The sequence below is a fragment of the Streptomyces sp. NPDC015220 genome, from assembly GCF_043079345.1.
In the GTDB taxonomy this organism is placed as follows: domain Bacteria; phylum Actinomycetota; class Actinomycetes; order Streptomycetales; family Streptomycetaceae; genus Streptomyces.
In genome coordinates this window covers 277,662-298,783 of record NZ_JBIBUK010000006.1, presented here as the reverse complement: position 1 = coordinate 298,783, position 21,122 = coordinate 277,662, and the positions used below count along the sequence as shown (strand labels likewise).

15 protein-coding genes and 2 pseudogenes are annotated in these 21,122 nt (G+C 70.0%); 4 read left to right on the top strand and 13 right to left on the bottom strand.

Annotation, left to right across the window (positions count from 1 at the left end; genetic code table 11):
• Positions 1–84: 84 nt before the first annotated feature.
• The gene (locus tag ACF061_RS16620) at positions 85–978 is read right to left on the bottom strand and encodes a glycoside hydrolase family 19 protein (protein WP_392267570.1); all 894 of its coding nucleotides are present in this window, start codon (positions 976–978) and stop codon (positions 85–87) included.
• Positions 979–1,309: 331 nt separating this feature from the next.
• Here ACF061_RS16620 and ACF061_RS16615 point away from each other — a divergent pair.
• Positions 1,310–1,520, top strand: a pseudogene (locus ACF061_RS16615) (IS110 family transposase); the annotation flags it as partial.
• Between the two features lie 94 nt (positions 1,521–1,614).
• Here ACF061_RS16615 and ACF061_RS16610 read toward each other — a convergent pair.
• The 8 genes and pseudogenes from ACF061_RS16610 to ACF061_RS16575 all read right to left on the bottom strand — a co-directional run.
• The gene (locus tag ACF061_RS16610) at positions 1,615–2,511 is read right to left on the bottom strand and encodes a glycoside hydrolase family 19 protein (RefSeq protein WP_392267629.1); all 897 of its coding nucleotides are present in this window, start codon (positions 2,509–2,511) and stop codon (positions 1,615–1,617) included.
• Positions 2,512–3,332: 821 nt separating this feature from the next.
• Positions 3,333–3,536 carry a cold-shock protein gene (locus ACF061_RS16605; RefSeq protein WP_159528575.1) on the bottom strand — a complete coding sequence of 68 codons (204 nt, stop codon included), beginning with the start codon at positions 3,534–3,536 and terminating at the stop codon, positions 3,333–3,335.
• 105 nt (positions 3,537–3,641) lie between these two features.
• Positions 3,642–4,361, bottom strand: a complete 720-nt coding sequence (locus tag ACF061_RS16600; protein WP_392267569.1) for a hypothetical protein — start codon at positions 4,359–4,361, stop codon at positions 3,642–3,644.
• A 314-nt stretch (positions 4,362–4,675) separates the two neighbouring features.
• The gene (locus tag ACF061_RS16595; protein WP_392267568.1) at positions 4,676–5,830 is read right to left on the bottom strand and encodes a hypothetical protein; all 1,155 of its coding nucleotides are present in this window, start codon (positions 5,828–5,830) and stop codon (positions 4,676–4,678) included.
• A 19-nt stretch (positions 5,831–5,849) separates the two neighbouring features.
• On the bottom strand, positions 5,850–7,487 hold the full coding sequence (locus ACF061_RS16590; protein WP_392267567.1) for a hypothetical protein: 1,638 nt from the start codon (positions 7,485–7,487) through the stop codon (positions 5,850–5,852).
• A gap of 569 nt (positions 7,488–8,056) precedes the next feature.
• Positions 8,057–9,487: a S8 family serine peptidase gene (locus tag ACF061_RS16585; protein WP_392267566.1), complete on the bottom strand. Its 1,431-nt coding sequence runs from the start codon at positions 9,485–9,487 to the stop codon at positions 8,057–8,059.
• 77 nt (positions 9,488–9,564) lie between these two features.
• A complete protein-coding gene (locus ACF061_RS16580) occupies positions 9,565–9,888 on the bottom strand; it encodes a hypothetical protein (protein WP_392267565.1) in 324 nt (107 codons plus the stop codon).
• Positions 9,885–10,703 (bottom strand): annotated as a pseudogene (locus ACF061_RS16575) (DUF6424 family protein); the annotation flags it as partial. The pseudogene ACF061_RS16575 and the gene ACF061_RS16580, both read right to left, overlap by 4 nt.
• A 236-nt stretch (positions 10,704–10,939) precedes the next feature.
• Here ACF061_RS16575 and ACF061_RS16570 point away from each other — a divergent pair.
• Both ACF061_RS16570 and ACF061_RS16565 read left to right on the top strand, forming a co-directional pair.
• The gene (locus ACF061_RS16570; protein ID WP_392267564.1) at positions 10,940–11,617 is read left to right on the top strand and encodes a TetR/AcrR family transcriptional regulator; all 678 of its coding nucleotides are present in this window, start codon (positions 10,940–10,942) and stop codon (positions 11,615–11,617) included.
• A gap of 177 nt (positions 11,618–11,794) precedes the next feature.
• On the top strand, positions 11,795–12,094 hold the full coding sequence (locus ACF061_RS16565; protein ID WP_392267563.1) for a transposase: 300 nt from the start codon (positions 11,795–11,797) through the stop codon (positions 12,092–12,094).
• A gap of 278 nt (positions 12,095–12,372) precedes the next feature.
• On the opposite strand, the gene ACF061_RS16560 is transcribed toward ACF061_RS16565, so the two are convergent.
• Positions 12,373–12,768, bottom strand: a complete 396-nt coding sequence (locus ACF061_RS16560; protein WP_392267562.1) for a hypothetical protein — start codon at positions 12,766–12,768, stop codon at positions 12,373–12,375.
• Between the two features lie 715 nt (positions 12,769–13,483).
• On the bottom strand, positions 13,484–14,899 hold the full coding sequence (locus tag ACF061_RS16555) for an FG-GAP-like repeat-containing protein (RefSeq protein WP_392267561.1): 1,416 nt from the start codon (positions 14,897–14,899) through the stop codon (positions 13,484–13,486).
• A 180-nt stretch (positions 14,900–15,079) separates the two neighbouring features.
• Here ACF061_RS16555 and ACF061_RS16550 point away from each other — a divergent pair, with 180 nt between their 5' ends.
• Positions 15,080–15,205, top strand: coding sequence for a hypothetical protein (locus ACF061_RS16550; RefSeq protein ID WP_392267560.1), 126 nt, complete (start codon positions 15,080–15,082; stop codon positions 15,203–15,205).
• A 57-nt stretch (positions 15,206–15,262) separates the two neighbouring features.
• Here the strand turns inward: ACF061_RS16550 and ACF061_RS16545 are convergent, their stop codons facing one another.
• Positions 15,263–17,008, bottom strand: coding sequence for an FG-GAP repeat domain-containing protein (locus ACF061_RS16545; RefSeq protein ID WP_392267559.1), 1,746 nt, complete (start codon positions 17,006–17,008; stop codon positions 15,263–15,265).
• 1,147 nt (positions 17,009–18,155) lie between these two features.
• Positions 18,156–21,110, bottom strand: a complete 2,955-nt coding sequence (locus tag ACF061_RS16540) for a CHAT domain-containing protein (protein ID WP_392267558.1) — start codon at positions 21,108–21,110, stop codon at positions 18,156–18,158.
• Between the last annotated feature and the right edge of the window lie 12 nt (positions 21,111–21,122).

Here is a 21,122-nt window from a genome sequence, read left to right as displayed (position 1 = left end):
TGCGTGCCGCCCGCGGGGAAACGAATCGGGGGCGTACCCGGCCGCCGCCGGGCACGCCCCCTCCTCCTCGGGGTGGGTCCGAGCTCAGCAGCTCAGGTTCGAGCCGGGCGTGGTGCCGAGGATCTGGACGAACGCCTGGTACTTGCTGATACGGCTCTGGACCTGGGCGGGGTTGCCGCCGTTGCACTCCAGGCTGCCGTTGATGGAGCGGATGGTCTCACCGAAACCGGCGCCGTTGACCATGGCGTTGTGGGCTGTCATGGTGCCGGGGCCGGACTGCGTGTTCCAGTACCACAGGCCGGTCTTCCAGGCCACGGCGGCGTTCTGCTCCACCTGCCAGGGGTTGCCCAGCAGATCGATGCCGAGGGCGTCACCGGCGGCCTTGTAGTTGAAGTTCCAGCTGAGCTGGATGGGACCGCGGCCGTAGTAGGCGGCCTGACCGGCCGGGCAGCCGTAGGGCTGGTTGGTGTCACAGTAGTGCGGGTAGTTGGCGGTGTTCTGCTCCACGATGTAGACGAGACCGCCGGTCTCGTGGCTGACGTTGGCGAGGAACGCCGCTGCCTCCTGCTTCTTCACCGTGTCGCTGCCGGTGTTGGCGAAGGCCGGGTAGGCGCTCAGCGCCGCCTTGAGGCCGCTGTAGGTGTAGAAGGAGTTCCGGTTCGGGAACATCTGGTTGAACTGCGACTCGCTGACGACGAAACCCGAGGGGTCGGGCTGGTTGCCGCCGCCGCCGCCGCCCGAGCCGCAGACGCCCTGGTCGGCCCAGACGTCCGAGGCACCCGGACGCTCGTTCTGCGTCCACCACTTCGCGGTCCAGTTGTGCCCGTCGTACGAGGCGGAGCCACCGCCCGTGTAGACGGACGAGGCGTTCCAGGCAGGCGCGCAGGTGGCCGCGGCGGCCGTGGCGGCGGGGAGGAAGACGAACGTCGCGACGACCGCCACGAGGGCGGCCAGCAGGCTCATGACACGTTTGATCACGCGATCAGCTCCTTCGGCGCGGTGTCGCCGACGGGCGACACCGCCATGGGGGGGCCACCACACTTAAGCCAGATGGTCTGAACCTGTCAAGGTCTAGACCAAAGGTCGTACAGGACCCGCCGACGTGCGAGGACGCTCCGCCGGAGTGCCGGCCACGTGCTCATCACGCTGTCAACTGGGGTTATAACGGCCGCCGTTTGGCAGTGAGGGCCGAGTGCGGCGCGTTCCGTGCGCGATGAATCTTCGCGGCCGTCCAGCAGGCGGGACGGCATTCTCGCGTGCGTACGCGAGCCCGGTCCCGCGGACTGGGTCTCCCGGCGGACTCAGTTGTGGATCCCCGGCCGCCCCGCGCAGAGCCGGCCGACGCAGACCCGTCGAGGTGATCCGCTCGAAAGCCCCGCGCCTGGCCGCCAGGCTGATCGACGACGTCTTCGACGCCTTGGACGAGCAGACCGTCACCGTTCCCGGCAGCGGCACCCTCGACATCGTGGCCCGTTTCTGGCCCGTTCGCCGCCGTCCACGAACAGCGCCAGGCCCTGGACGAACGGCATAGAGGCACCCCGCCCGGGTCCCGGCCCGGACCCGGCTCCGAAGAACCGGGACAGGGGAAGGGGGACCCGGGAGCGGCGGCCTGCCTCAGCAGGTGAGCCCGGACCCCGGTGCCGTACCGACGATCGCGGTGATCCGCTCGTACCGGGCGACCCTCGACGCCACCGACTCCGGGTTGCCGCCGTCGCACTCCAGCGCGCCGTTGAGGGAGCGGATGGTCTGGCCGAAGCCCGCGCCGCCGACCATCGCCTCGTGGGAGGTCATCGTGCCGGGACCGTTCTGGGTGTTCCAGTACCAGAGGGCGGTCTGCCAGGCCACCGACGGGTCGCGCTCCACCATCCACGGGTCGTTCAGCAGGTCCAGGCCGAGCGCGTCACCGGCCGCCTTGTAGTTGAAGTTCCAGCTGAACATGATCGGGCCGCGGCCGTAGTACGCCTCCCGCCCCGCCGGGCAGCCGTAGGGCTGGCTGTCGTCGCACTTGCGCCAGTAGTTGGCCTCGTTGATCTCCTTGACGTACCGCAGCCCGACCGACTCGAAGTCCGCGTGCGTCAGGAAGGCGGCGGCCTCCCGCGCCCGGGTCTGCGGCGTACCCGTGTTGGCGAAGCCCGGGTAGGCGTGGAGCGCGTCGATCAGCCCCTGGTACGTGTAGAAGGGGTTGCGCTCCGGGAAGATCGCGTCGAACTGCGCCTCGCTGATGACGAAGTCCGACACCCCTCCGGCGCAGGCGCCCCGGTCCGCCCAGACGCCGGTGGCGCCCGGATTCTCGTTCTGCGTCCACCACTTGGCGCTCCAGTTGCGCCCGTGGTGGGAGACGGTGCCACCGGACGGGTAGGCGGTGGTGGCACTCCACGACGGCGCGCAGGCGGGCGTGTCCCCGGCCGCCGCGGCGGGCGCGGCGGTGGCGACTCCGGGGGCGGCGGGGAGGAAGGCGGCCGCGGCGACGACGGCGCCCAGTACGGTCAGGAACCTCTTGATGCGTTTCAGCGCTGCTCACTCCTTCGGCGCGGCGCGCCGAGCACCTCGGCGGGCCCACGTGACGTGCCGGTCACTCAATCCCTGCTGGTCTGGACCTGTCAAGGTCTGGACCAGCCATGCGCGAGGCCCGGACGCGGACGATTTCCGTCCGCCTCCCCGCGTAACGGAACGGCACCAGCGGCCACGCTCCGCCCACCCGCGGCGCAGTCTCTGTGCGAGACCTGGGGCCCACGCCGAGGTCCACTCCCTCAAGGGCGAGTCGTACCGCATGCGCGGCCGCGAACTCGGCCGCACATCCACCAGCAGCAACGACTGACGGACACAACCATCCAACGAGACTACGGATGGCCCACAACTGAACCGCCGAAGTTGGCCTCATATTGAGCCCTCGCCGACATTGCTCACCTAGCTGGAGGCCAGGCGGCGGTGGCCGGCGGGCGGGCGGCCACCGACTGGGGGAGCGGTGCGTGAACTGCGAGCCTGCGGCGCAGGCTCAGTGGCGGATGGCGGTGCAGAAAGCGCACGGCCTGCAGTGCGCGGTGGGCCTCGCTACCCATGAGCCCAACCGTCTCGAAGGTCCCCGCCGGCAGGCGACGCGAGAGGACACGCGCTGAACCGGGCAGCGCGCACGGCTTCCATCCTCGGGATACCGGAGCCTGGGGTAGCACGAGAGGGGCCCGGCTGATGCGGGCCCCTCCTGTTCGCAGCGGGGACAGGAGGGGAACCTGCCACCTCTGGGTCATGAGCCCGGCGAGCTGCCGAGCCGTTCCACACCGCGCCGGGTGGCGCCGCTGCGCACAGCTCCCGAGACCGGCGTGGTCCGGCGGGCGTCAGCCGCGGACGATGTTCTCGGCCTGGGGACCCTTCTGGCCCTGGGTGATGTCGAACGTGACCGGCTCGCCCTCGACCAGCTCGCGGTACCCGTTGCCGGAGATGTTGGAGTAGTGGGCGAAGACGTCCGGTCCGCCGCCGTCCTGGGCGATGAAACCGAAGCCCTTCTCGGAGTTGAACCATTTCACAGTGCCGCTGGCCATACTGGGTCCTTCGATCTTGCCGGGGATGCCGGCCGGGGTGAATAGCAGGGATCTTGGAAAGACCCCCGGCGTCCGTTCTACCCCGCCCACGGCCGAGTCATTCGATCATCCGACCGCGAGTCGGACGCGTCCTGGTGACGGCAGCGGCGCGGCCCCGCGCAGGACGCTGAGCGGACGGGGCGCGGCGCCGGGCGACGGTGGTGCGTCGTCGGCACCCGCGTCGCCCGGCTGGACATCGCAACGAGGCCGCCCGGCGCAGTGACCCGGCCGGAAAGCCGGGCGCCACGCCGACCACGGCCTGTGCCGGACCGCGGCCCAAGCAGTTCTGCACAAGGCCCCCTCAGAGCACCGGCTCGTATCCGGACGCCTGGCCCTCCTGAGCAGGACGCATCGAGCGGTGTCGGCGACGTCGTGGACGTTCAGCCGCAGCGCCCGGATGCCAGTGATCACGTCACGCCATGGCTCGTACGCCGTCTCCACGCGTCCACCCGACGCGCGGACGTAGGCGATCGCGACGCCGTAACCGAAGTACTCGCTGCGCGCCGGCAGCGGCCGCAGCGGCACGGTCTGCTCCAGCAGCGCGGCCGCCCGCCAGTACGCGTCCGGAGTGCCCACATCGATGTGCGGCGTGTTCACCCGGTGCCGCGCCACGGCGGCCACCAAGGCCGCGTAGTCCCGCACCTCGAGCCTCTTGCCCAGCGGTTCCTCCTGACGGTCCAGGAGCCGGCGCAGATCGATGAACAGTTCCAGGATCAGGCCGCCCGGCGCTCGCTGCCGGTGCTCTGCGGCAGCCCGCCGAGGCCCCGGTCGAAGGCTCGACGACACCGGGCTGCGAGACGACCTCGCGGAAGGCATCGGTGGCCACGCCGAGCGCGAGCCGGTTCTCCTGCTCCCTCGCCGGCTCGGCCAGCAGCGCGCGCACGCTCGTCCTCCTCGCCGCGGCGACCGCAGCGAGACGGTCCCGCGTCTCCGTGTCGATCCTCACCGTCGTATCAGCCATGACCCGAATGAACGCCGACGACTACCTGTGTGAATACCGCCCGGGACGGCCGCGGGCGCTCAGGAAGGCCCCGAAAGACCCGCGGGGTGGAAGACTCCCCGATGCACATACTTGGCGGTGCTCCCATCAATCAGGCCTGCTAGCGGCGGCGGGTGGTGAGGGAGGCGGGGGCGCTGGGCGGGGTGCGATGGCCGTTGGCGGACAGCGGGCTGGCGGTGAGGGCAGGGGTGGCCGGGGCGGCGGGCGCAGCGGGGAACTGGACGCAGGCGGTCTGCGGGGCGGTGGTGCTGCGGCCGAACCGGCAGGCGACGGCGGTGAGCTTGATGGTGATGAAGTCGGCGATCTGGGCTCCGTACTGGATGGGGGTGCCGTTGATGGTGATGTCGCCGACGGTGAAGCCCTTGGCCGCGGGGACCTCGTAGAGGGCGCGCACCGGATGGGTGGCATCACCGCGCAGATAGCTCCAGTAGCTTTTCGGGTCGGAGCCGTCGGGGGTGGCCCAGCCGTCGGTGGCCAGGTCGTTGAAGTAGAGGCCGACTGGGTTGGTGAGGCTCAGGTCGGCCTTCTGCCGGGCGAGGGCGTTGACCGCCGCGCCGATGTGCGGGTCGCTGTTGCGCTCGGGCTCGCCGTATTTGCCGCAGTTGATCAGGTCCTGCTCGGTGGTGAGTTCCTGGCCGTCGATCACCCGCACGATGGTGGCCGCGGCGGCGAGTTCGATCTCGGCGCCCAGGGTGTTGGCCTGCTGGATGAGGTGCATCGCGCCGTCGGTGGTGGAGTCGTTCCAGCGGTTGCGGCGCCGGTAGCTGCCGTCGGACGCGAACAGGTCGCTGTGCTGGACGGCGGGGCTGATGTGGGTGCGGTAGAGCGCAAGGACGGCGGCGGGACTGGTCTGGGCGAGCAGGTCCCAGTACTCAGGGCCCTCGCAGGTGAAGGTGACCCGGGTGATCTTCCTGGACGCCAGGTCGCGGGTGATGCTCCACTCGCAGTACTCGTCCTGGGCGTCACGGCTGGCATCCGCGCGCTCCCAGCGCTGGGTGTCGCCGATGGCGTTGACCTTGATACGGCGGGGGAAGGCGGTCCAGGTGACGGCGGCCTGCTGGGCGTCGGCCGCGGTGTCGGCCCTGGTGAGGTCGTAGAACTGGCTGCGGGGAGCGTCGTTGGTGGCCTGGGTGGGATCGGGGCCCTTCACGGCCTGGTCGATGCTGCTGGTGATGAAGATGTTCCAGGCCTTGCGCCCGGTGTCGTCCAGGTCGGTGAGATGGCCGGGCGGGTCGTAGGCGTTGGTGGTGCCCATGGCGATTCTCCTCGGCGGGTCAGGGCTGGGGGATGACGGTGGCGTCCTCGAGCATGGCCAGGCGGGGCTCGGCGGCGGGGATGTTGGTGACGGGCAGGGTGAGATCGAACTCGTTGAGGCGCATCCCCTTGAACTCCCGGCGGCGGGATTCCGCCAGGCGCACACAGTCGAAGAAGCCGTCCTGGGTGCGGATGCGGGCGGCTGCCGCGGTGAGGTAGGCGTCGATGCGCTGGGCGAAGGCAGCGGGCCAGTCCGTGCCGGGCAGGGCCCAGGCGGCGGCGAACCGGCCTTCGGGACTGGTGGCGGGCAGCCTCGCTGCGGCGGAGAGGATCGCCTGGGTGATCCGGCCGGCCAGCGCGGCGGTCGGGGTCGGGGTGGTGGGGACGTAGGCCATCAGCTGGGCGCGGTCGGCGCTGAAGACCGGGTCGGTGAAGTCGACCATGAGCGCGCATACGGCGAACTTGGCCGGGATGATACCGAGTTGGACCAACTGGCGGACGACGTCGTTGTCCTCGTGCGCGGCCTCGGGTGTCACGAACGCGAAGAAGGTGTCGCCTGGGCGGGAGAAGCCGCTGACCTTTTCCTCCAGGTGGAAGTCGAAGGCGGTGAGGCTGTCGATGTAGTGCGTGGCGGGCGCCAGCGGCAGGCCCGCGGTGACGGGCAGGGCCAGCGGCGCGCCGAGCAGTAGGTCGGTGTTGAGCCAGAACCCGGCCGGCAGCGGGAGGTCGGCGCCGGTCGGTGTGATGGTGCTGCTCTGGGTCGCGGTGCTGGCGAGGTTGACCGAGGTGGTGGTGAACAGGTGGCGCAGCAGCCGGTCCGGGTGCTCGATGGTGCCGGTGGCGGTGACGGCGGCCAGGCGGGCGGCGGTCCAGCGGCCGACCAGGGCGCGGACGGTCAGTTCGAGGTTCTCGGCGCCGGAGAGCTGCTGGTAGAGGGGGTTGGCGCGGAGCGGGTCGTCCGGGGCGAGCTGGATGGTGGCGGCCTGGGACTGCCAGTTGCTCCAGGGTTGCTTGAGTTCCTTCATCACGACGCTGCCGTTGACGTGGCTGTCGAAGCAGCCGTTGCCGCGGGAGCCGGGTTCTAGGGCGGACCAGGAGTTGCCGGTCCATACCCAGCCCGGGGTGATCCGCATGTAGTAGTTGAAGACCCTGGCGGTGGGGTCCCAGGCGGCGACCTGGAGGAAGGTGGTGGCCGGATCAGCGTCGGCGCCGGTGCTGATCAGCAGGTCGGTGTCGCGGCCCTGGACAGCGCGGGCGATCGCGAAGCGCAGGTCGCGGTGCAGGCCGGGGGCGGTTGCGGGCGGGACCTGGCCGGCCTCGCCGATCAGGTACACCTGCTGGGCGGCGGTGGCCGGCGGCGGGAGAGAGGCGAGCAGGTCGGGCAGAGTGAGGGGGAAGCGGTCGTGCCGGAACAGGAGCGTGGCCATCGGGTCGCCGAGGGCGGCGAGCTCCTGCGCCGTCATCGGGCGGGCCTCTCGGTCGATACCGCTGACATAGCGGTACAGGCGCCCGGCCGCAACAACGGGCAGGTGCGGGGCGCTCCCCGGCCCGGCCGGGCCGGGGGCGTCGGCGCCCTGGACGGCGGCCTCACCGGCGGACTGGCCGAGGGTTGCCCTGGCCCAGGCCGTCGCCCGTCGTCGTTCGCGCGGCTTGTCCATCGCCGGTGCACCTTTCGGGTACGAGGCCGGACCGAGCGAGGTCAGTGCCCTGTCGGCCGCTCGCGGTCAAGGCCGTTCGATGACCGCCGTCTGTCTCAGCGGCTCACGCAAGCGCCACACCACCCGCCCCGTGACCGTGCAACCGGGCCGGCGGTGACCCCCCGGCAGCGATAGCAGCGCGGTCAGCACGCACGGTGCTGACCGTCACGGGGCCGACACAGCGAAGGGCCGTTCCTCGGCGCCGCGGATGAACGGGCGCCGCTCGCGCGCGACGCGCGGGTCTTGGTCGATCTCTTCGCCGGACTCGGGCCCGCGCTGACCGACTTCGGCGTTTCGGGGTCCGGATCCATGTCGATAGCTCCCGAGCCCCCGGTCCGGACGGTGACGCGGGGCGCGTGTGGCCGCGCCGTGACCAGGTCCGTGCCTTGGGCGGCCGGAGCGCCTGGCCCGACTCGTCGGCGAAGCACAGCCACGCATCCTGGTTCCTCACCGTCTTTCCACGCGGGGCCAGGTCTCCCTGATCCAGGTGGCCACCGTGTCCTCGTCGCGCTCGGCGGCCCGGCGCACGGTCAGGGCATTCTCCGTACGTGGTCCAAGGCCGCTCCCACGTTGACCAATCCCGCGCCGGTGGCCAGGTCGTCGCCTGGTGTGGCTGGGTTGTTGAACCGTGGGTGGGTGTGGCCGACGGTGATGTCGGTGGCGGTCCGGGTGAGGGCTGTGACGATTTGTTCGGGTGTGAGCCCAGGCCGGGCGCCCAGCAGCACGGCTGCGGCGCCGGCGATTTGCGGGGCGGCTGCGGAGGTGCCCGAGAACAGTGCCCAGCCGTCGTCCGATCGTGTGCCGTCGCCGGTGTCCGGGAGTTGGCCGTCACTGGCTTGGCTTTCGTCCATGTCGATCTGGCAGCCGGGTGGGATGGGCAGCATGAGGTACTGGGCCCGCGGCTGCATGCCCACCAGGCCGCACACCGTGGGCACGACCACACCGTCGAACCATGGACTGGCGTAACCGCTCGCGTAGTTGGATGCCTGAAGGTCGAGTGCGGGGCCTGCGAAGACTCCGCCCGCGGCGATGACGCCGGGGATCTGCGGTTCCACGGAGAACTGGCCGTTTCCGGCGGAGAAGACGACCACGATGCCCTGCTCCACCGCATCGAGGATCTCCAGTACCCAGGTGCGGTACGCGTGCGGCAGGGGATCGGCGGGCGGGTAGTCGAGGTCGCCGCCCCAGGAATTGCTGATCACCTGCGGATGATCAGCCTTTGCACGCAGGACCCCGGTCATGGCGCTGGTCAGCTGGCCGCCGGCATTGCTGGCCCGGTACGGCCTCAGCGTCGCGCCGGGCGCTATCGCGAAGATGTTGGCCGATTCCCCGGTCCCGTGCCCGACCGGGTCCTGTGAGGGATTGGTCCCCGGTATCACGGCGATGACGGGGTCGATGTGGTAGCCCTGAAGGGTGAAGTAGGGGTGCGTGTACTGGCCGGTGTCCACCATGGCCACCTGCACTCCGGCGCCCACCTCGCCTTCCCGCTGCGCTGCAGTGGCGCCCAGCAGCATGGCTACGTCTCCGGGGAGCCTGAGGTGGTACTTCGCCACAGTCGGCGGCTGAGCCGACGGCGACAGTTGATTCGGCGAGCGCGGCTGCTCCAGCACCACTGCCTCGATCGAGTCGGCAGGTGCGATGCCCACCCCCAGATCCTCAGGTTGTCCGTCGCCGACGATGTCAAGGTGGGTCACATAGCGGACGCGCCCGCTCTGCACGTGCTGCAGCGACTCGTACGACTCGACACGGCCGCCGGTCAGCTCCTCGAACGCGGCAGGCGGTCCGCAGACCGTGAATCCCATCCGGCTTTCGGCAGTGATCGCGAGTCCGGAGGTCTGCGCTTGCTGCTGGGCGAGTTCGCGGGTGTGGCCATCGGCGTGGAACGGCTCGGTCGAGGAGAACTCGTCCGCGTGGGTCATCGGTCTGCCGCCCTGGGAGCGGGCCGACACATAGCCGAACACCAGTTCAGGGGCAGGTTGCCCGTTCCTCGTGATCGCTGGAAGGAGTGCCATGTTCTTCTCCGGGAATTCACCGGGCCTCAGATTCCGGTTGACGGGGTGTCGTGAGTGTGGAGTTCGGGGATCGGCAATACGGTCACTGACCGCACGATGCCCTGGAGTTCGTCCGGGACCGGGAGCTCCACCGCCTGTCTGCGGTTGCCGGCGGAGTGGCCGAAAGCCTCACGGAATCGCCGTGCCGCTCCGGTGAGCAGCACACCGGCCGCCATGGGCAGGACATCGATGCCGTGTGCGGCACACCACTGACTGACGGACTCACGGGTCATGCCGTCTTCCCGTAGCTCGGCCACGGCTTCGACCACCTGTTGTTCACCTTCGCGGTGGTCCTGGGACTCGCCGGTCATCCAGCCGGTTGTGATGCGGCCGGCCTTCTGGGGGCCGGCTTTGCGTACTGCTGCTGGAACGCCGCCTGGGCCACCGGATGCTCCGCGTTGAGCACCAGCACGTCTCCGCGGCCCCGCGCCTGCTCCAGCTGCGGGTACAGCGCGGATCGCTCCGGCGCGTAGAGCACCTGGACGCGTCCTTCGCCGGAGCCCCGTTCTGCGATCGGGGTCACTGCAACCGAGTTGCCGCCGGCGTCGGTGACCCACAACTGGAAGTCGTCCTCCTTGAAGAAGGCGATCTCGGTGATGGGACTAGGGTAGTGGTGGACCCCACCGCCCTGCGGCAGTTCTGCCGAATGCGCGTCATGCGGCAGCGGGACGCTGGCGTTGCAGATCGAATCGGTCCACCTCTTCACTCCGTCGGCATCGGTGATGGGGGTGTCCAGCAGTTCACGGATACCGAGTTCCTGCACAGCGTCAGGGAAGAGCGCATACAGGCGGCGGGCGTTCTGGCGGAGCAGATCGACCTTGGCCGGATCGGCGCAGAATTGGGAGGACCACTCGATTCCGGCGAGATTACGGACCATGAACCAGCCCTCGTCGTCCTTGAGCCACAGCCCGCCGCCGTGGTGGTCCTCGACGGGTTCCGGCCCGTAGAACGGCGGGTTCAATGTGTCGACCAGCTCGTGCATTCGCTTGCGGGAGGCGATGTACTCCGCGGAGTCCCGTCGGGGTTCATGTCCGGGGATGTTGATCGTCCAGCCGAGTCTCTCCGACTCGGTGTGCGGCTTGCTCGGGTCTGCCCGCGTTGCGGCCATGGCGCCCTCCTCACCGAGCGCGGCGTCATCTTCGCGAAATGGCTTGTATACGGATCAAATATGTTTACCTTGGATATGTACGCCGTATCTCCACCCTGCACCCGCAGCCAACATGAGGTCAAGGCAGATCTGCCCTCCGCTGGGAGACGGACATGGAAGACGGTGCGCGCCGCAGGCCGGCATCAGATCCAGCCGAAGGGAAGCCATCGGCGGCCCGCGGCCGACTGAGCCGACCGAGTGTGCTCGCGGCCGCCATGGACCTGGTCGACCGCGAGGGCCTGGCCGCCTTGACCATGCGCCGCCTCGCCACCGACCTAGGGGTGGAGCCCATGGCGTTGTACCGGTACGCGGCCAGTAAGCAGGCGCTGCTGGACGGCGTCATCGAGATGTTCTTCGCTGAGGTCAACGCCGACCTGGCGGCGCAGACCGTAGCGGAGCACGCTCGTCCCCAGGCCGAAGCGGCCGTCGCCTGGCGCCAGGAACTACAGCGCATCGCACACGCCTACGCGCGGGTCGCCCAAGCCCACCCCAGCGTCTTCCCGCTGGTCGCCACGCGGCCAGTGACCCTCCCGCTGGCCCGCCGCCCCGCCCCCATGCTCCAGCTCAACGAGCACGTCCTCGCCCTCCTGGCCCGATCGGGGTTCGATGAGCACACCAGGCTACGGATCTACCGAGCGCTCACCGCGTGGGTAGTCGGCTATCTCCTGGTCGACAAGCGCCAGATGATCGACAACCCCGAAGAACCCGACCCTCTTCTGCGCCTCGGTCTGCATCGGCTGCCCGCCGCCCAGTACCCGCACCTTCGGGCTACGGCCCCATTGCTCGCCGACCACGATGCGGAGCGTGAACTGGCCAGCGGATTGGGCATCCTGTTGGACCAGGCCGCAGAAGGCCCGGCTGGCGCTGCAAGGGCCGCCGGACGCACACCCTGATCGAGATGAAGACCAACCGAGAACGGCCAGGGCTGTCTCTACCCGGCGTCCCACAGCCAGAGGACGCCTCGACCATGGAGACGGGCGGGGCGTGTCCGAAAGATCGCGTGAGTCCGTGATGTGACAGGCTGGCCAGGGCCCGGTTGCAGGGCCTTGACCAGCCGGGACGGACGGACCATGACGGAAAGGGAAACCCCGGCCGTCGAGCCGGTCGAGGACAAGCTGGTGAACGAGGTCGTCGAGCGGCTGATGGATCGCGCCGACGCCTCCGGTGCCGCCTTGCTGGGCGAGGGCGGGCTGCTGACCGCGGTCACCCTCGCGGTGCTCGAGCAAGCCCTGGATGCCGAGATGACGGAACACCTCGGCTATGAGAAGCACGATCCGGGCCGCTGCGGCTCGGGCAACTACCGCAACGGAACCGCGCCCTGGGTTTTCCGTCCGGGGAGGTTGTGGACGCGTGAGCCAGGTCTCGACTGAGGGATCTTGAACAGGTGAGGGTCTTCCGGTTCGGTGTGGATTGCGACGTCTACACCGAACCGGAAGACCCTTGTGCCCCACTGAGGCCCCCGAGGTGTGAGGAAGGGGGACTGCAGGTCAGACGGGTCTCATGGAAGGAGCCGCCTCCAGCTTCCACGCCGCGCCACGCCGGTTGCGCATGACGGGACGCCCGGTACGGTGACCGCGCTGCGGCACGGGCAGGCCTCCCAACGTTCCGGAAAGAGAAATCCCCTGATCCCTCGGGACCCTCGTCCTACTTATCTTTTGTCCCAGGGGGTCCAGCTTTCGCCGATTTCCGGCCGGAACCTGAACCAGAGCGAGCCGTCGGTTCCGAACACGTTCACGCGCGTGATGAAGTCGTCATTCTGGTAGCCACTCTCGATGATGACCTTGCTACGGGCCACTCCGCCGAGGGACACCCACCTGCCCCACGTGCCGTCCTTGCCCACGCGTGTCCACACCGCGTAGTCGGTACCGACGACGAACTGTTCTTTCCTGCCCTTCTCCGGCAACTGGTGCTCGCTCACGCCGTACTCACAGATGTACCGACCGCCGCCCTCGGCCCCGCACTCGTTCGCCTGGGCCGGCGCGGTGGCCACCGCGAGTCCCGCCACGGCGGCCGCCGCGACGATCGCAGCCTTGATCTTCATCATCCCGAGCTCTCTGTTCTCTCGCCTACGTGGGTGACGCGGTGTGCAGCACCGCGTGCGCGGGACGTGTCGGCCGAAACCGCCGTGCGTGGCCGACTGTCCGCGCCCCGGCAGTATGTGGCCCTCCGCTAACGATCCGCTTGCGTTGCTCTGGTTAAGTCGGGGGCCTCGCTCCTCCGCTCTTGCCAGGACCACGTACACCTGTACGTCGACAGCCCGGTCCGGTCCGGCCCCTGATCCTGCCCCCACGTGCGGATCCCAGGTGCCGGGCCGGACAGACCCCCGACCCCGGCGCCGCATCAGCAAGACGCCCGGACCCACCCGCTGATGGGAATCTTCGAGAACGGCTCTGGCCGCAGTTCCGTGAACAACAGAGTCTGCTGTGCCAGCAGAGACAGATGCGCCGATAGCCGCCGCCTCCCGACCGTAGGACATGCTGTTGCGGTGAGTGATCCTCAATCAGCATGGCAGGAATGGCGGGACAGCCTGGGCATGCCACGCACCGGACGTCGCCGCCCGCTGCACCTCCCGCCGCCCGACGCCCCCGGCTCGGTCGTCATCGCCGCCGCCCTCAGCCACCTCGACACGCCGCCGCCCGCCGGATCCCGGCCCGACCACCCGGCCCTGCCCGACCCCTTCGGCGTCACCCCGTCCCCTACGGTGCGCTCAACGCACCTGCACGAGCACCGGGTGGACCGATCGGGACGATCTGCCGTGCTCAGCTCAGCGCGTTGTACGTGTTCCAGCCTCCGCCGATCTTGGTGCGCGTCGCGTAGGGGGTGGTAGCAGTGCCTGTTCCTTTGTACAGCCACAGGATGCCCGAGTTGTCCCGGGCTATCAGGTCTGGTTGGCCGTCGCCGGTCAGATCACCGGAACCGCTCAGTGCGTTGTAGGTGTTCCAGCCTCCGCCGATCTTGGTGCGCGTCGCGTAGGGGGTGGTAGCAGTGCCTGTTCCTTTGTACAGCCACAGGACACCTGAGTTGTCCCGGGCTATCAAATCTGATCTGCCGTCGCCGGTCAGGTCCCCCGTTGAGGTCAAGGAGTTGTAGGTGTTCCAGCCTCCGCCGATCTTGGTGCGCGTCGCGTAGGGGGTGGTAGCAGTGCCTGTTCCCTTGTACAGCCACAGGATGCCCGAGTTGTCCCGGGCCACCAGATCCGGCCTGCCGTCACCGGTGAGGTCCGGGCCGGGGCTGGAAGTGGCGGCGGGGACGACCCAGGTGGGACGTCCGTTGCCCTGAACGTCGCCACTGGTGATCGGTGCGCCCGGCCCTCCGGCAGCGGTGGCTGAATGCACCGTCAGCCGCATGTCCGTGCCGCCGGCGAGATAGGCCAGCTGGCTGCCGTCGGGCGACCAGGACGGGTACATCACCCCACCGGGGTCGGCCGTGATCTGCGTCTCCTGGCCGCTGGCCAGATCGCGCACGAACACCTGGAATCCGCCCGACGCCTGCCGGGTGAAGGCCAGCTTGGTGCCATCGGGCGAGTACGCGGGCTGGAGGCCCAAGGTGAGCGGGGTGGGTGTACCGCCCTTGTGCGGGTCGTACACCTCGATGGTGCTGCCGCGAAGAAAGGCCAGCGTGCCGTCCGGGGCGACCGAGGGCTGGCCGTCGAACACGTTCGGCTGGTCGGGCAGCACGTAGCCGAGCCCGCTCCCGTCAAGGTTGACCTTCATCAGCCGGAGGCGGTCGTGACCGGGCATGGACTGGAAGCCCAGGTAGAGCATGTCGCTGTTCGGGCCCCAGGCGAGCTGGGCCACCCACCCGTCCGGGTCCTGGACGTCCATGGCGACAGGCCGCGCCCCGCTGCCGTCGGAGTTGGCGACCCAGACATCCCCGAACCCGTCCTCACTGATGAACGCCAGATGCCGCCCGTCGGGCGAGAAGACCGGGCTGTCGTACTCGCCCGGAGGCAGTCCGTCACCAGTGGGAACCAGGACCCGGCGATCGGAACCGTCGGCGTTCATCGACACCAGCGAGAACGTCAGCACGCCGTCGACCGTGGCCGATTCCGCATACACGACGCGCTGCGGTCCCTCCGCCGCCTGCGCTCCGACAGTGGATCCGACGACTCCTACCCCTCCCAGCACCAGCACGGCCGCGGCGGCCCCCACGCTCGCGTACCGGCGCAGAACCATTCTTGTCCGCATGATCCCCCCAGGATTGCCATGACGGCGGTGCCACTGCGCTCCGCGGGGCTCCCGGCCGCCTGAGGACCGCACCCTACCCGACAGGTCAGACAGCGCTTCCGCCCGTGCTGGAAAGACCGGAGCGCCCGGCCATTGGGACTCGCCCGCCCCTCAGCTCAGGAGGCGCCCGTGCTGTTCGCCGAGACCGCCCACCCCTACGACGACTCCGACCAGCTCGCCCAGTGGGCCTGGCGCTACGGGTACTTCGACGAAACCGGGCGAGGGCAGCGCCCGGACAGGCGCTGCCTTCCGTAAGAGTCGTCGAGGGGCCTTCGGCCTCGGCAACGATCCGGGCTCGCTGCCTCGCCTTTCCTAGATCAGCGTGTTGTAGATGTTCCAGCCTGTGCCGGCTTTGACGCGGCCGGCGAAGGGTGCGGCCGGGTTGCCGGTGCCCGCGTAGAGCCACAGCACTCCGTCGTGGTCGATGGCTAGCAGGTCGCACCGGCCGTCGTTGTTCGTGTCGTGGGTACTGGCCAGGAAGGTGTAAGTGTTCCAGCCGCCGCCGATGCGGGTGCGGGCGGTGAACGGGGCGGCTGGGTTGCCGGTGCCCTTGTAGAGCCACAGGATTCCGTCGTGGTCGCGGGCCAGGAGGTCGGGGCGGCCGTCACCTGTCGTGTCCGTCGCGCCGATGAGCGCCGTGTAGGTGTTCCAGCCGCCGCCGATGCGGGTGCGGGCGGCGAAGGGGGCGGCTGGGTTGCCGGTGCCCTTGTAGAGCCACAGGATTCCGTCGTGGTCGCGGGCCAGGAGGTCGGGGTGGCCGTCGCCGGTCAGGTCGCCCGCGCCGGTCAGCGTGGTGTAGGTCTGCCAGCCCGCTCCGACGCGCCGGCGCGGGGAGAAGGGGACCTTGATGTGGCCGGTGCCCTGGTAGTACCAGAGCACGCCCGAGGCGTCCCGGGCGACGAGGTCGCCGGTGCCGTCGGCCTTCAGGGCGGACAGCTTGGAGAGGACGTTGTAGCTCTGCCAGCCGCCGCCGACCTTGGTCCGCGCGGTGCGGCGGTTGCCGGCTCCGTAGGGGTCGGCCTGGTACTGCCACAGCACGCCGGCGCTGTCGCGCCCGTAGTACGCCGCCCGTGCGAAGGACGGCACGACGTCGGCGGTGAACGTCAGGTCCTCCTGCCGGCCCGCGTACTGCCTGCCCTGCGCGTCGCGCACCTCGAACGACCCCCTCAACGCACCGGCCGGCAGGCCCCAGGTGGCGCTGAAGCTGAGGTACTGATCGCGCTGACCAGTGCTCCCCCAGCCGTCGAGGGCCGGCAGGTCGATGCTGAGCGAGCCGTCGTCCCCCACGGTCCACGCCAGGTGGGAGTACTGCTCGCCGTCGGCGGAGTAGCCGACTGTGACCGCGTCGGCGAGCTGCATCGCGGTGTAGCCGGCGGCGGCGATCTCCTGCGAGCTGAACACGATCCGGGTGCGCGTCGACGGCGGTGGCGCCGTCATCGACATCTGGATGTGCAGCTTCTCCTGCACGGGGCGGCCCGCACCCGTGGTCACCTCGACGGGGGTGTTGTCCTGGTAGGCGCCCTGAGGGGTCTGCCACTGGGTGCTGAGGTAGGGCTGGTCCACCTGAAGCAGATTGGTGGAGCCCAGGCTGGTGGAGGAAGCGATGGCCTTGTTGGTCGTTCCGTCGATCAGGTAGGCGAAGAGCTGGCTGTATCTGGAGGTTGAGTAGTCGGCGCTGACATGGAGGTGGATGACTCCGTCGGCGAGTGGGGCACCGGCCACGCCGTTGTGGTCGCTGTCTTCGGCTCCGATGAGCAGGTACTGGCGTCCCTCGGCGCTGGCCAGGGGGAGCGCCTGCCCGGCATCGTCGGTGAAGTGGAGGTTGTCCACCGCGTTGCCGGGCAGCTCGAGGCGGATGTAGCCGTCGGTGGCCGGCGGCGCGGTGACGGTGATGTCCACGTTGGCGGCCGGACCCCACAGGTCGATCCGGTGGTCCACGCCCACTGCGATCGAGGCAGCGGCGGGATCCGCGCTCGCGCTCTGCAGCGGTGTGAGACCGACTCCGGCCCCCAGGGCGGCTACGGCGATCGCGGTCCGGTGACGGCGTGCTATGCGCACGAGTCGTTCCTTTCGAAAGGGCTCGTCCAGGTGGACGAGCGTGCATGGCGGCCGGCGAAGGGGCCGGGGTGTGACCTTGCGGCTTCGCCGGCAGCGTTGCAGAGCGCAATGGATGGGCTGTGGCGTCCTCTTTGCGAGTGCGAGGGCGCCATCGATCGCGGGCGCTGCGGACGGCAGTCCGAGTCCGGCGGTCGGCAACGCGACCGTGAGCGTGCTGCGCAGGCCGCACCTGGTGAGTCTGCTGCGCCGACGGTGCAGCAGACCGGCGGATATGGGCATGCGCCCCCCTCGATCGAACCAGCGATGCGTGCTGCGCGGGCAGTCGGCCGCATGCGCAGCGCATGGCGTGGGTCGCACGGCCAGTGAGGCAGCCTTGTAGTGCACATGTGGACAGTCCGCGCCGAGTAGATCTTCGTCCCTGGTTCACCAAGACGTCCCCAAGTGATGACCAAGGATCCCCACAGGTCTTCCATGGCATCTGCGCAGATGCGTACGGTGCGAGGGTTCCTGTGGATCAATGGAGGGGGCTTCGCGCTGATACCCGCACGGTGAAGGGCTGGCGGCCGACTCGGCTGAATCCGCAGGTAGTTGATACAGAGGATGCGATCCCCGCCGTCGCTCTGTTCAGCTTGCTGGCGTCCACGCTCGTTGCCCCTACGGTGGCCGAAGCGGCTGGACCACACCTGCAAGGCGCCCCGGGTCCACTCGGTGACCGTTCACAGTGTCCCTGCCGGCGGGCGGCGCCCGACACGGAACGTACCGAGCTGGAAACCCCGCAAGGTCTCCTGGTCCACGACGGGAACGGCGACACCATCGAGACCGGCTCCGCTACGGCGTTCACCAGGCCATGCTCGGCATCGCTCGACTCCGGTCTCAGCAGTGCTTGTCGCAGCCATGCGTGGAAAACCCGGCCCGGGTGCCCGGTGCTCGCAGCCGGTCGTGGCAGCCCGGCCTGCCCCGAGTAGGCGGGACGGACCGACAGCGGTGACGCTCGTGCGACGCTCTGGGCGCTCGCTCCCAGGGGGCGAGCCGAGAAAGTGGGTCTGACTTGGGCTTTTCCGCAACTCGCTCAGCGCGGCATCTTTCCCAGTGAGTGCGCGTGATGCGCGCCGTGGGCGTTCGACGGTCAACAGCGCAGCCCCGGTGGTCACCAGCCCTGGTGGGTGAAGCCCGCCCAGCCGACCAGGTTGGCGGGGCGGATGTACCGGGCCCGGACAGCGAGGCGGGCCGGCATCCTGGGCGGGGTTCTGCGCTGTGGGTCCAGCATCCACAGCTGGGCCCGGCGTAGGGCCTGCCCTGGCGGCAGCGCCTCGCACCGCAGGTAGTGGTGGGTCATGTACATTAGCAACGAGGTCTCCTCGTCCGGCACCGGCCACAGGGCGCCGAGCACCGTGTGCGCGCCTGCCGTCAGAAAGGCCGTGGCCAGGCTGTACGCCTCGTCGTAGCCGCGGCTCGAGACGTTGCTCCAGCAGGCCGCGAGGCACACCAGACCGGGAGCGATTCGCCGGACCGTGCCCTCGATCAGCTCCTCCGCGGCCAGCCTGCTGCCCGCAGCCAGGTCCAGGTACGCGCTGTGCCGCTCGCCGGGATCGACCCGTGCGTGGCAGGCCAGGTGCAGCACGCCGCCGCGCAGGTCCGCCAGCCGTGCGGACACCTCTGTCGCATCAGCGGTGTCCGCGTCGAGATACGTGCCGTTCGGGTAGAAGACACGGTGGATCGCCTCCGCTTCCTCGCCCGCGTACCTGAGATCCCCGGTGGGGTTGCCGATCACCAGTGCCGGGCTGCCGGATGCCCTGGCCTCGGGGGGCGTTCGCCCGGCGACCTCGCACAGGGTCCGGGCAGAGGGTGCGTACGAGACCTGCAGGTCCTCCAGCACGTACCGCCGGCCCGGCCCTCTGGCGCGCCAGGCGGCGTGCCACGGTACGGCGCCGAGCGCGCCCAGGGGGATGAGAACGACGGAAGGAACACGGGATCGGCCGGGCTGAGCGCCGTGGACGTCGCCGTTTCCGCGGAACTCCGCCGTCAGCAGCGCCATGACGGACTTCCAGGCCCAGCCGCACAACCGGTCCAGGGCCTCGGCCCCGCGCGGCGGCACCCCGCCCTGGGGTGCGGTCACCGGGCCCGCGTCCCTGCGCGGACTCCCACCCCCGCGCCCACGCGGGTCGCCGCCCGCGCCGCCGACGGCCTGGTACGCCGTGAGCTCCTGGGCATCGAGGCGCAGGTCCGGCAGCTCGACCGAGCGCAGTGCCCCGTCGGCCCCGACGATCAGTGCGGCGCCGGGAATCGACAGGCTCCGCCGCGTCGGCAGCACCAGTTCCCCCGTCGGCACCAGGTAGACGAGCGCGTCGGCGCCGAGGGTCCGCAGCGCCCCAGCGATCTCGGCGAGGGCCGGAGTCTTGAGCAGCCTGTTGCGGTACGGCGATGCGGCCAGCACTTTCAGTACCCGGCGGCGCAGCCGCACATCGGGCCCGGCCGGCCGGAGCACGGACGTGGGCTCCAGGCTGCCGAACGGGCCGGGTTCCGGCTCGAGCGGCACCGGCCCGGCCGTGCTCCACTCCTCGGCCAGCTCGTCCTGGCCGAGCTGCCTCAGCATGTCCGGCACGGTGGCGCTGACCTGCGCCGCGTGCAACATCAAGGCGCGGCCGCTGTCCAGCGCCCGGACCGCGTCATCAAGTTCGCCGTCCAGGACGCACCAGCGGGCGACGTCGAGGCAGGTTTCCTCCATCGCCCTGCTGCCCGCCTCCATGGCGTGACCGGTACCGGATTGGAGAAGGACATTCCAGGCGAGGCCGGACAGCGCGGCGAGGCCGATCTCTCGTGACTCCTCCCCGAGCCGGGCGGCTGCCGCCGTCCGGAACCGCGGCATCATCATCGACCGCGAGCGCAGCGCGTCCGCCAGGAGGCGGCCGACGCCGGTCCACATCGGGTGGGCTGGTCCCTCGGCCAAGCGCCGGACCCGACGCAGCAGCGAGATGGCCTGGTCGGTGTGGGCGATGATCTCGCGGCCCGCGGGAGAAAGGTGGCTGAGCGGCTTGGGCTCCCAGCGGACGACACCGGACTGCAAGAGATGGGCGGTGGCGAGCTGGGCCGCGCACCGCATCCAGTGCTCGCCGCCCTCCTCGCACCGTTCCAGTGCCTCACGGAGCAGACCGATCGCCTCGGCCATCGCTTCCCGGTCCCCGTCGTCCGCCGCCCCGGCGATCACTTCGACCGCGGTCTGCACCAGCGCGTAGGGATCCGTCGGATCCGGCCGTTCGCGGGCGTCGAGCCGCGGACGCGGTCCCGGCCAGGACTGGCCCGTCCGCTGGGTGATCAGGTTTTGGAGCATGGTCCGGCTGGTGGCGAGCCACGACTCGGCGCTGTCCCGCCCCGGGTGGTGGCGCGGCAACCGGGCCAGCGCGATCTCCTGCTCGCGGATGTACCGGTCCAGTGCCTCCTCGTCCCTGCCGAGGTAGGCCCGGCCGACGCGGAGGCAGGCGATGTAGCAGGTGAGGTACGCCTGGTCGTCCGGCCGGTCGGCCAGGCCCCGCCGGGCTGCGGTCAATTCCTCGATGGAAACGTCGAGTTCGCCCTCGCCACCCCGTAGCCGCGCGTGCTCCGCTCGCGCCACCGCGCGGCCGATGCGGAAGCCGGTGGCGGTGGCGGCAGTCGTCTCGTCCATGGCAGGGAGCTGGCTGGAAGCCGCGTCGAGATCCTCGACCGCCTTCTCGAGCAGCTCCGGATCGGCGTGCGCAGCGGCGGTGTCGTGCAACACGACGAGCGCCAGGGCTCCCGTGATGTGCGCCTGCCATTGCGGGTCCCGCACGGTCCGCGCCGCCGCCGCCAGCTCCTGCGCCTGCTCAAGCGTGCAGCAGGGTCCGCTCTGTCGCATCAGCGGTACGAGCTGAAGCAGATGGCCGGCGAAGCCCGGGCGGCGCGGGTCGGTGCCAGGCATGCTCCGCCAGTGGGCGTAATAGAGGTCGAAGGCCGCCGCGGCATCGGTCGTGCCCGCGTGCTCCGCGACCACCGCGCTGAGTTGCCCGGCCGCCGTGCTCCACGCCCGGTCACCGATCACCGCCTTCACGGAGCCCATCAGGGAATCGAGGTCGAAGCGATCAGTCATCCGGGCCGCCGC

Coding starts and splice junctions, on each gene's coding strand:
- ACF061_RS16580 (WP_392267565.1), bottom strand. CDS start 9,888: ATGACCGGCGAGTCCCAGGACCACCGCGAAGGTGAACAACAGGTGGTC.
- ACF061_RS16540 (WP_392267558.1), bottom strand. CDS start 21,110: ATGACTGATCGCTTCGACCTCGATTCCCTGATGGGCTCCGTGAAGGCG.
- ACF061_RS16595 (WP_392267568.1), bottom strand. CDS start 5,830: ATGGGCACCACCAACGCCTACGACCCGCCCGGCCATCTCACCGACCTG.
- ACF061_RS16605 (WP_159528575.1), bottom strand. CDS start 3,536: ATGGCCAGCGGCACTGTGAAATGGTTCAACTCCGAGAAGGGCTTCGGT.
- ACF061_RS16560 (WP_392267562.1), bottom strand. CDS start 12,768: ATGATGAAGATCAAGGCTGCGATCGTCGCGGCGGCCGCCGTGGCGGGA.
- ACF061_RS16590 (WP_392267567.1), bottom strand. CDS start 7,487: ATGGACAAGCCGCGCGAACGACGACGGGCGACGGCCTGGGCCAGGGCA.
- ACF061_RS16565 (WP_392267563.1), top strand. CDS start 11,795: ATGACGGAAAGGGAAACCCCGGCCGTCGAGCCGGTCGAGGACAAGCTG.
- ACF061_RS16555 (WP_392267561.1), bottom strand. CDS start 14,899: ATGGTTCTGCGCCGGTACGCGAGCGTGGGGGCCGCCGCGGCCGTGCTG.
- ACF061_RS16570 (WP_392267564.1), top strand. CDS start 10,940: ATGGACCTGGTCGACCGCGAGGGCCTGGCCGCCTTGACCATGCGCCGC.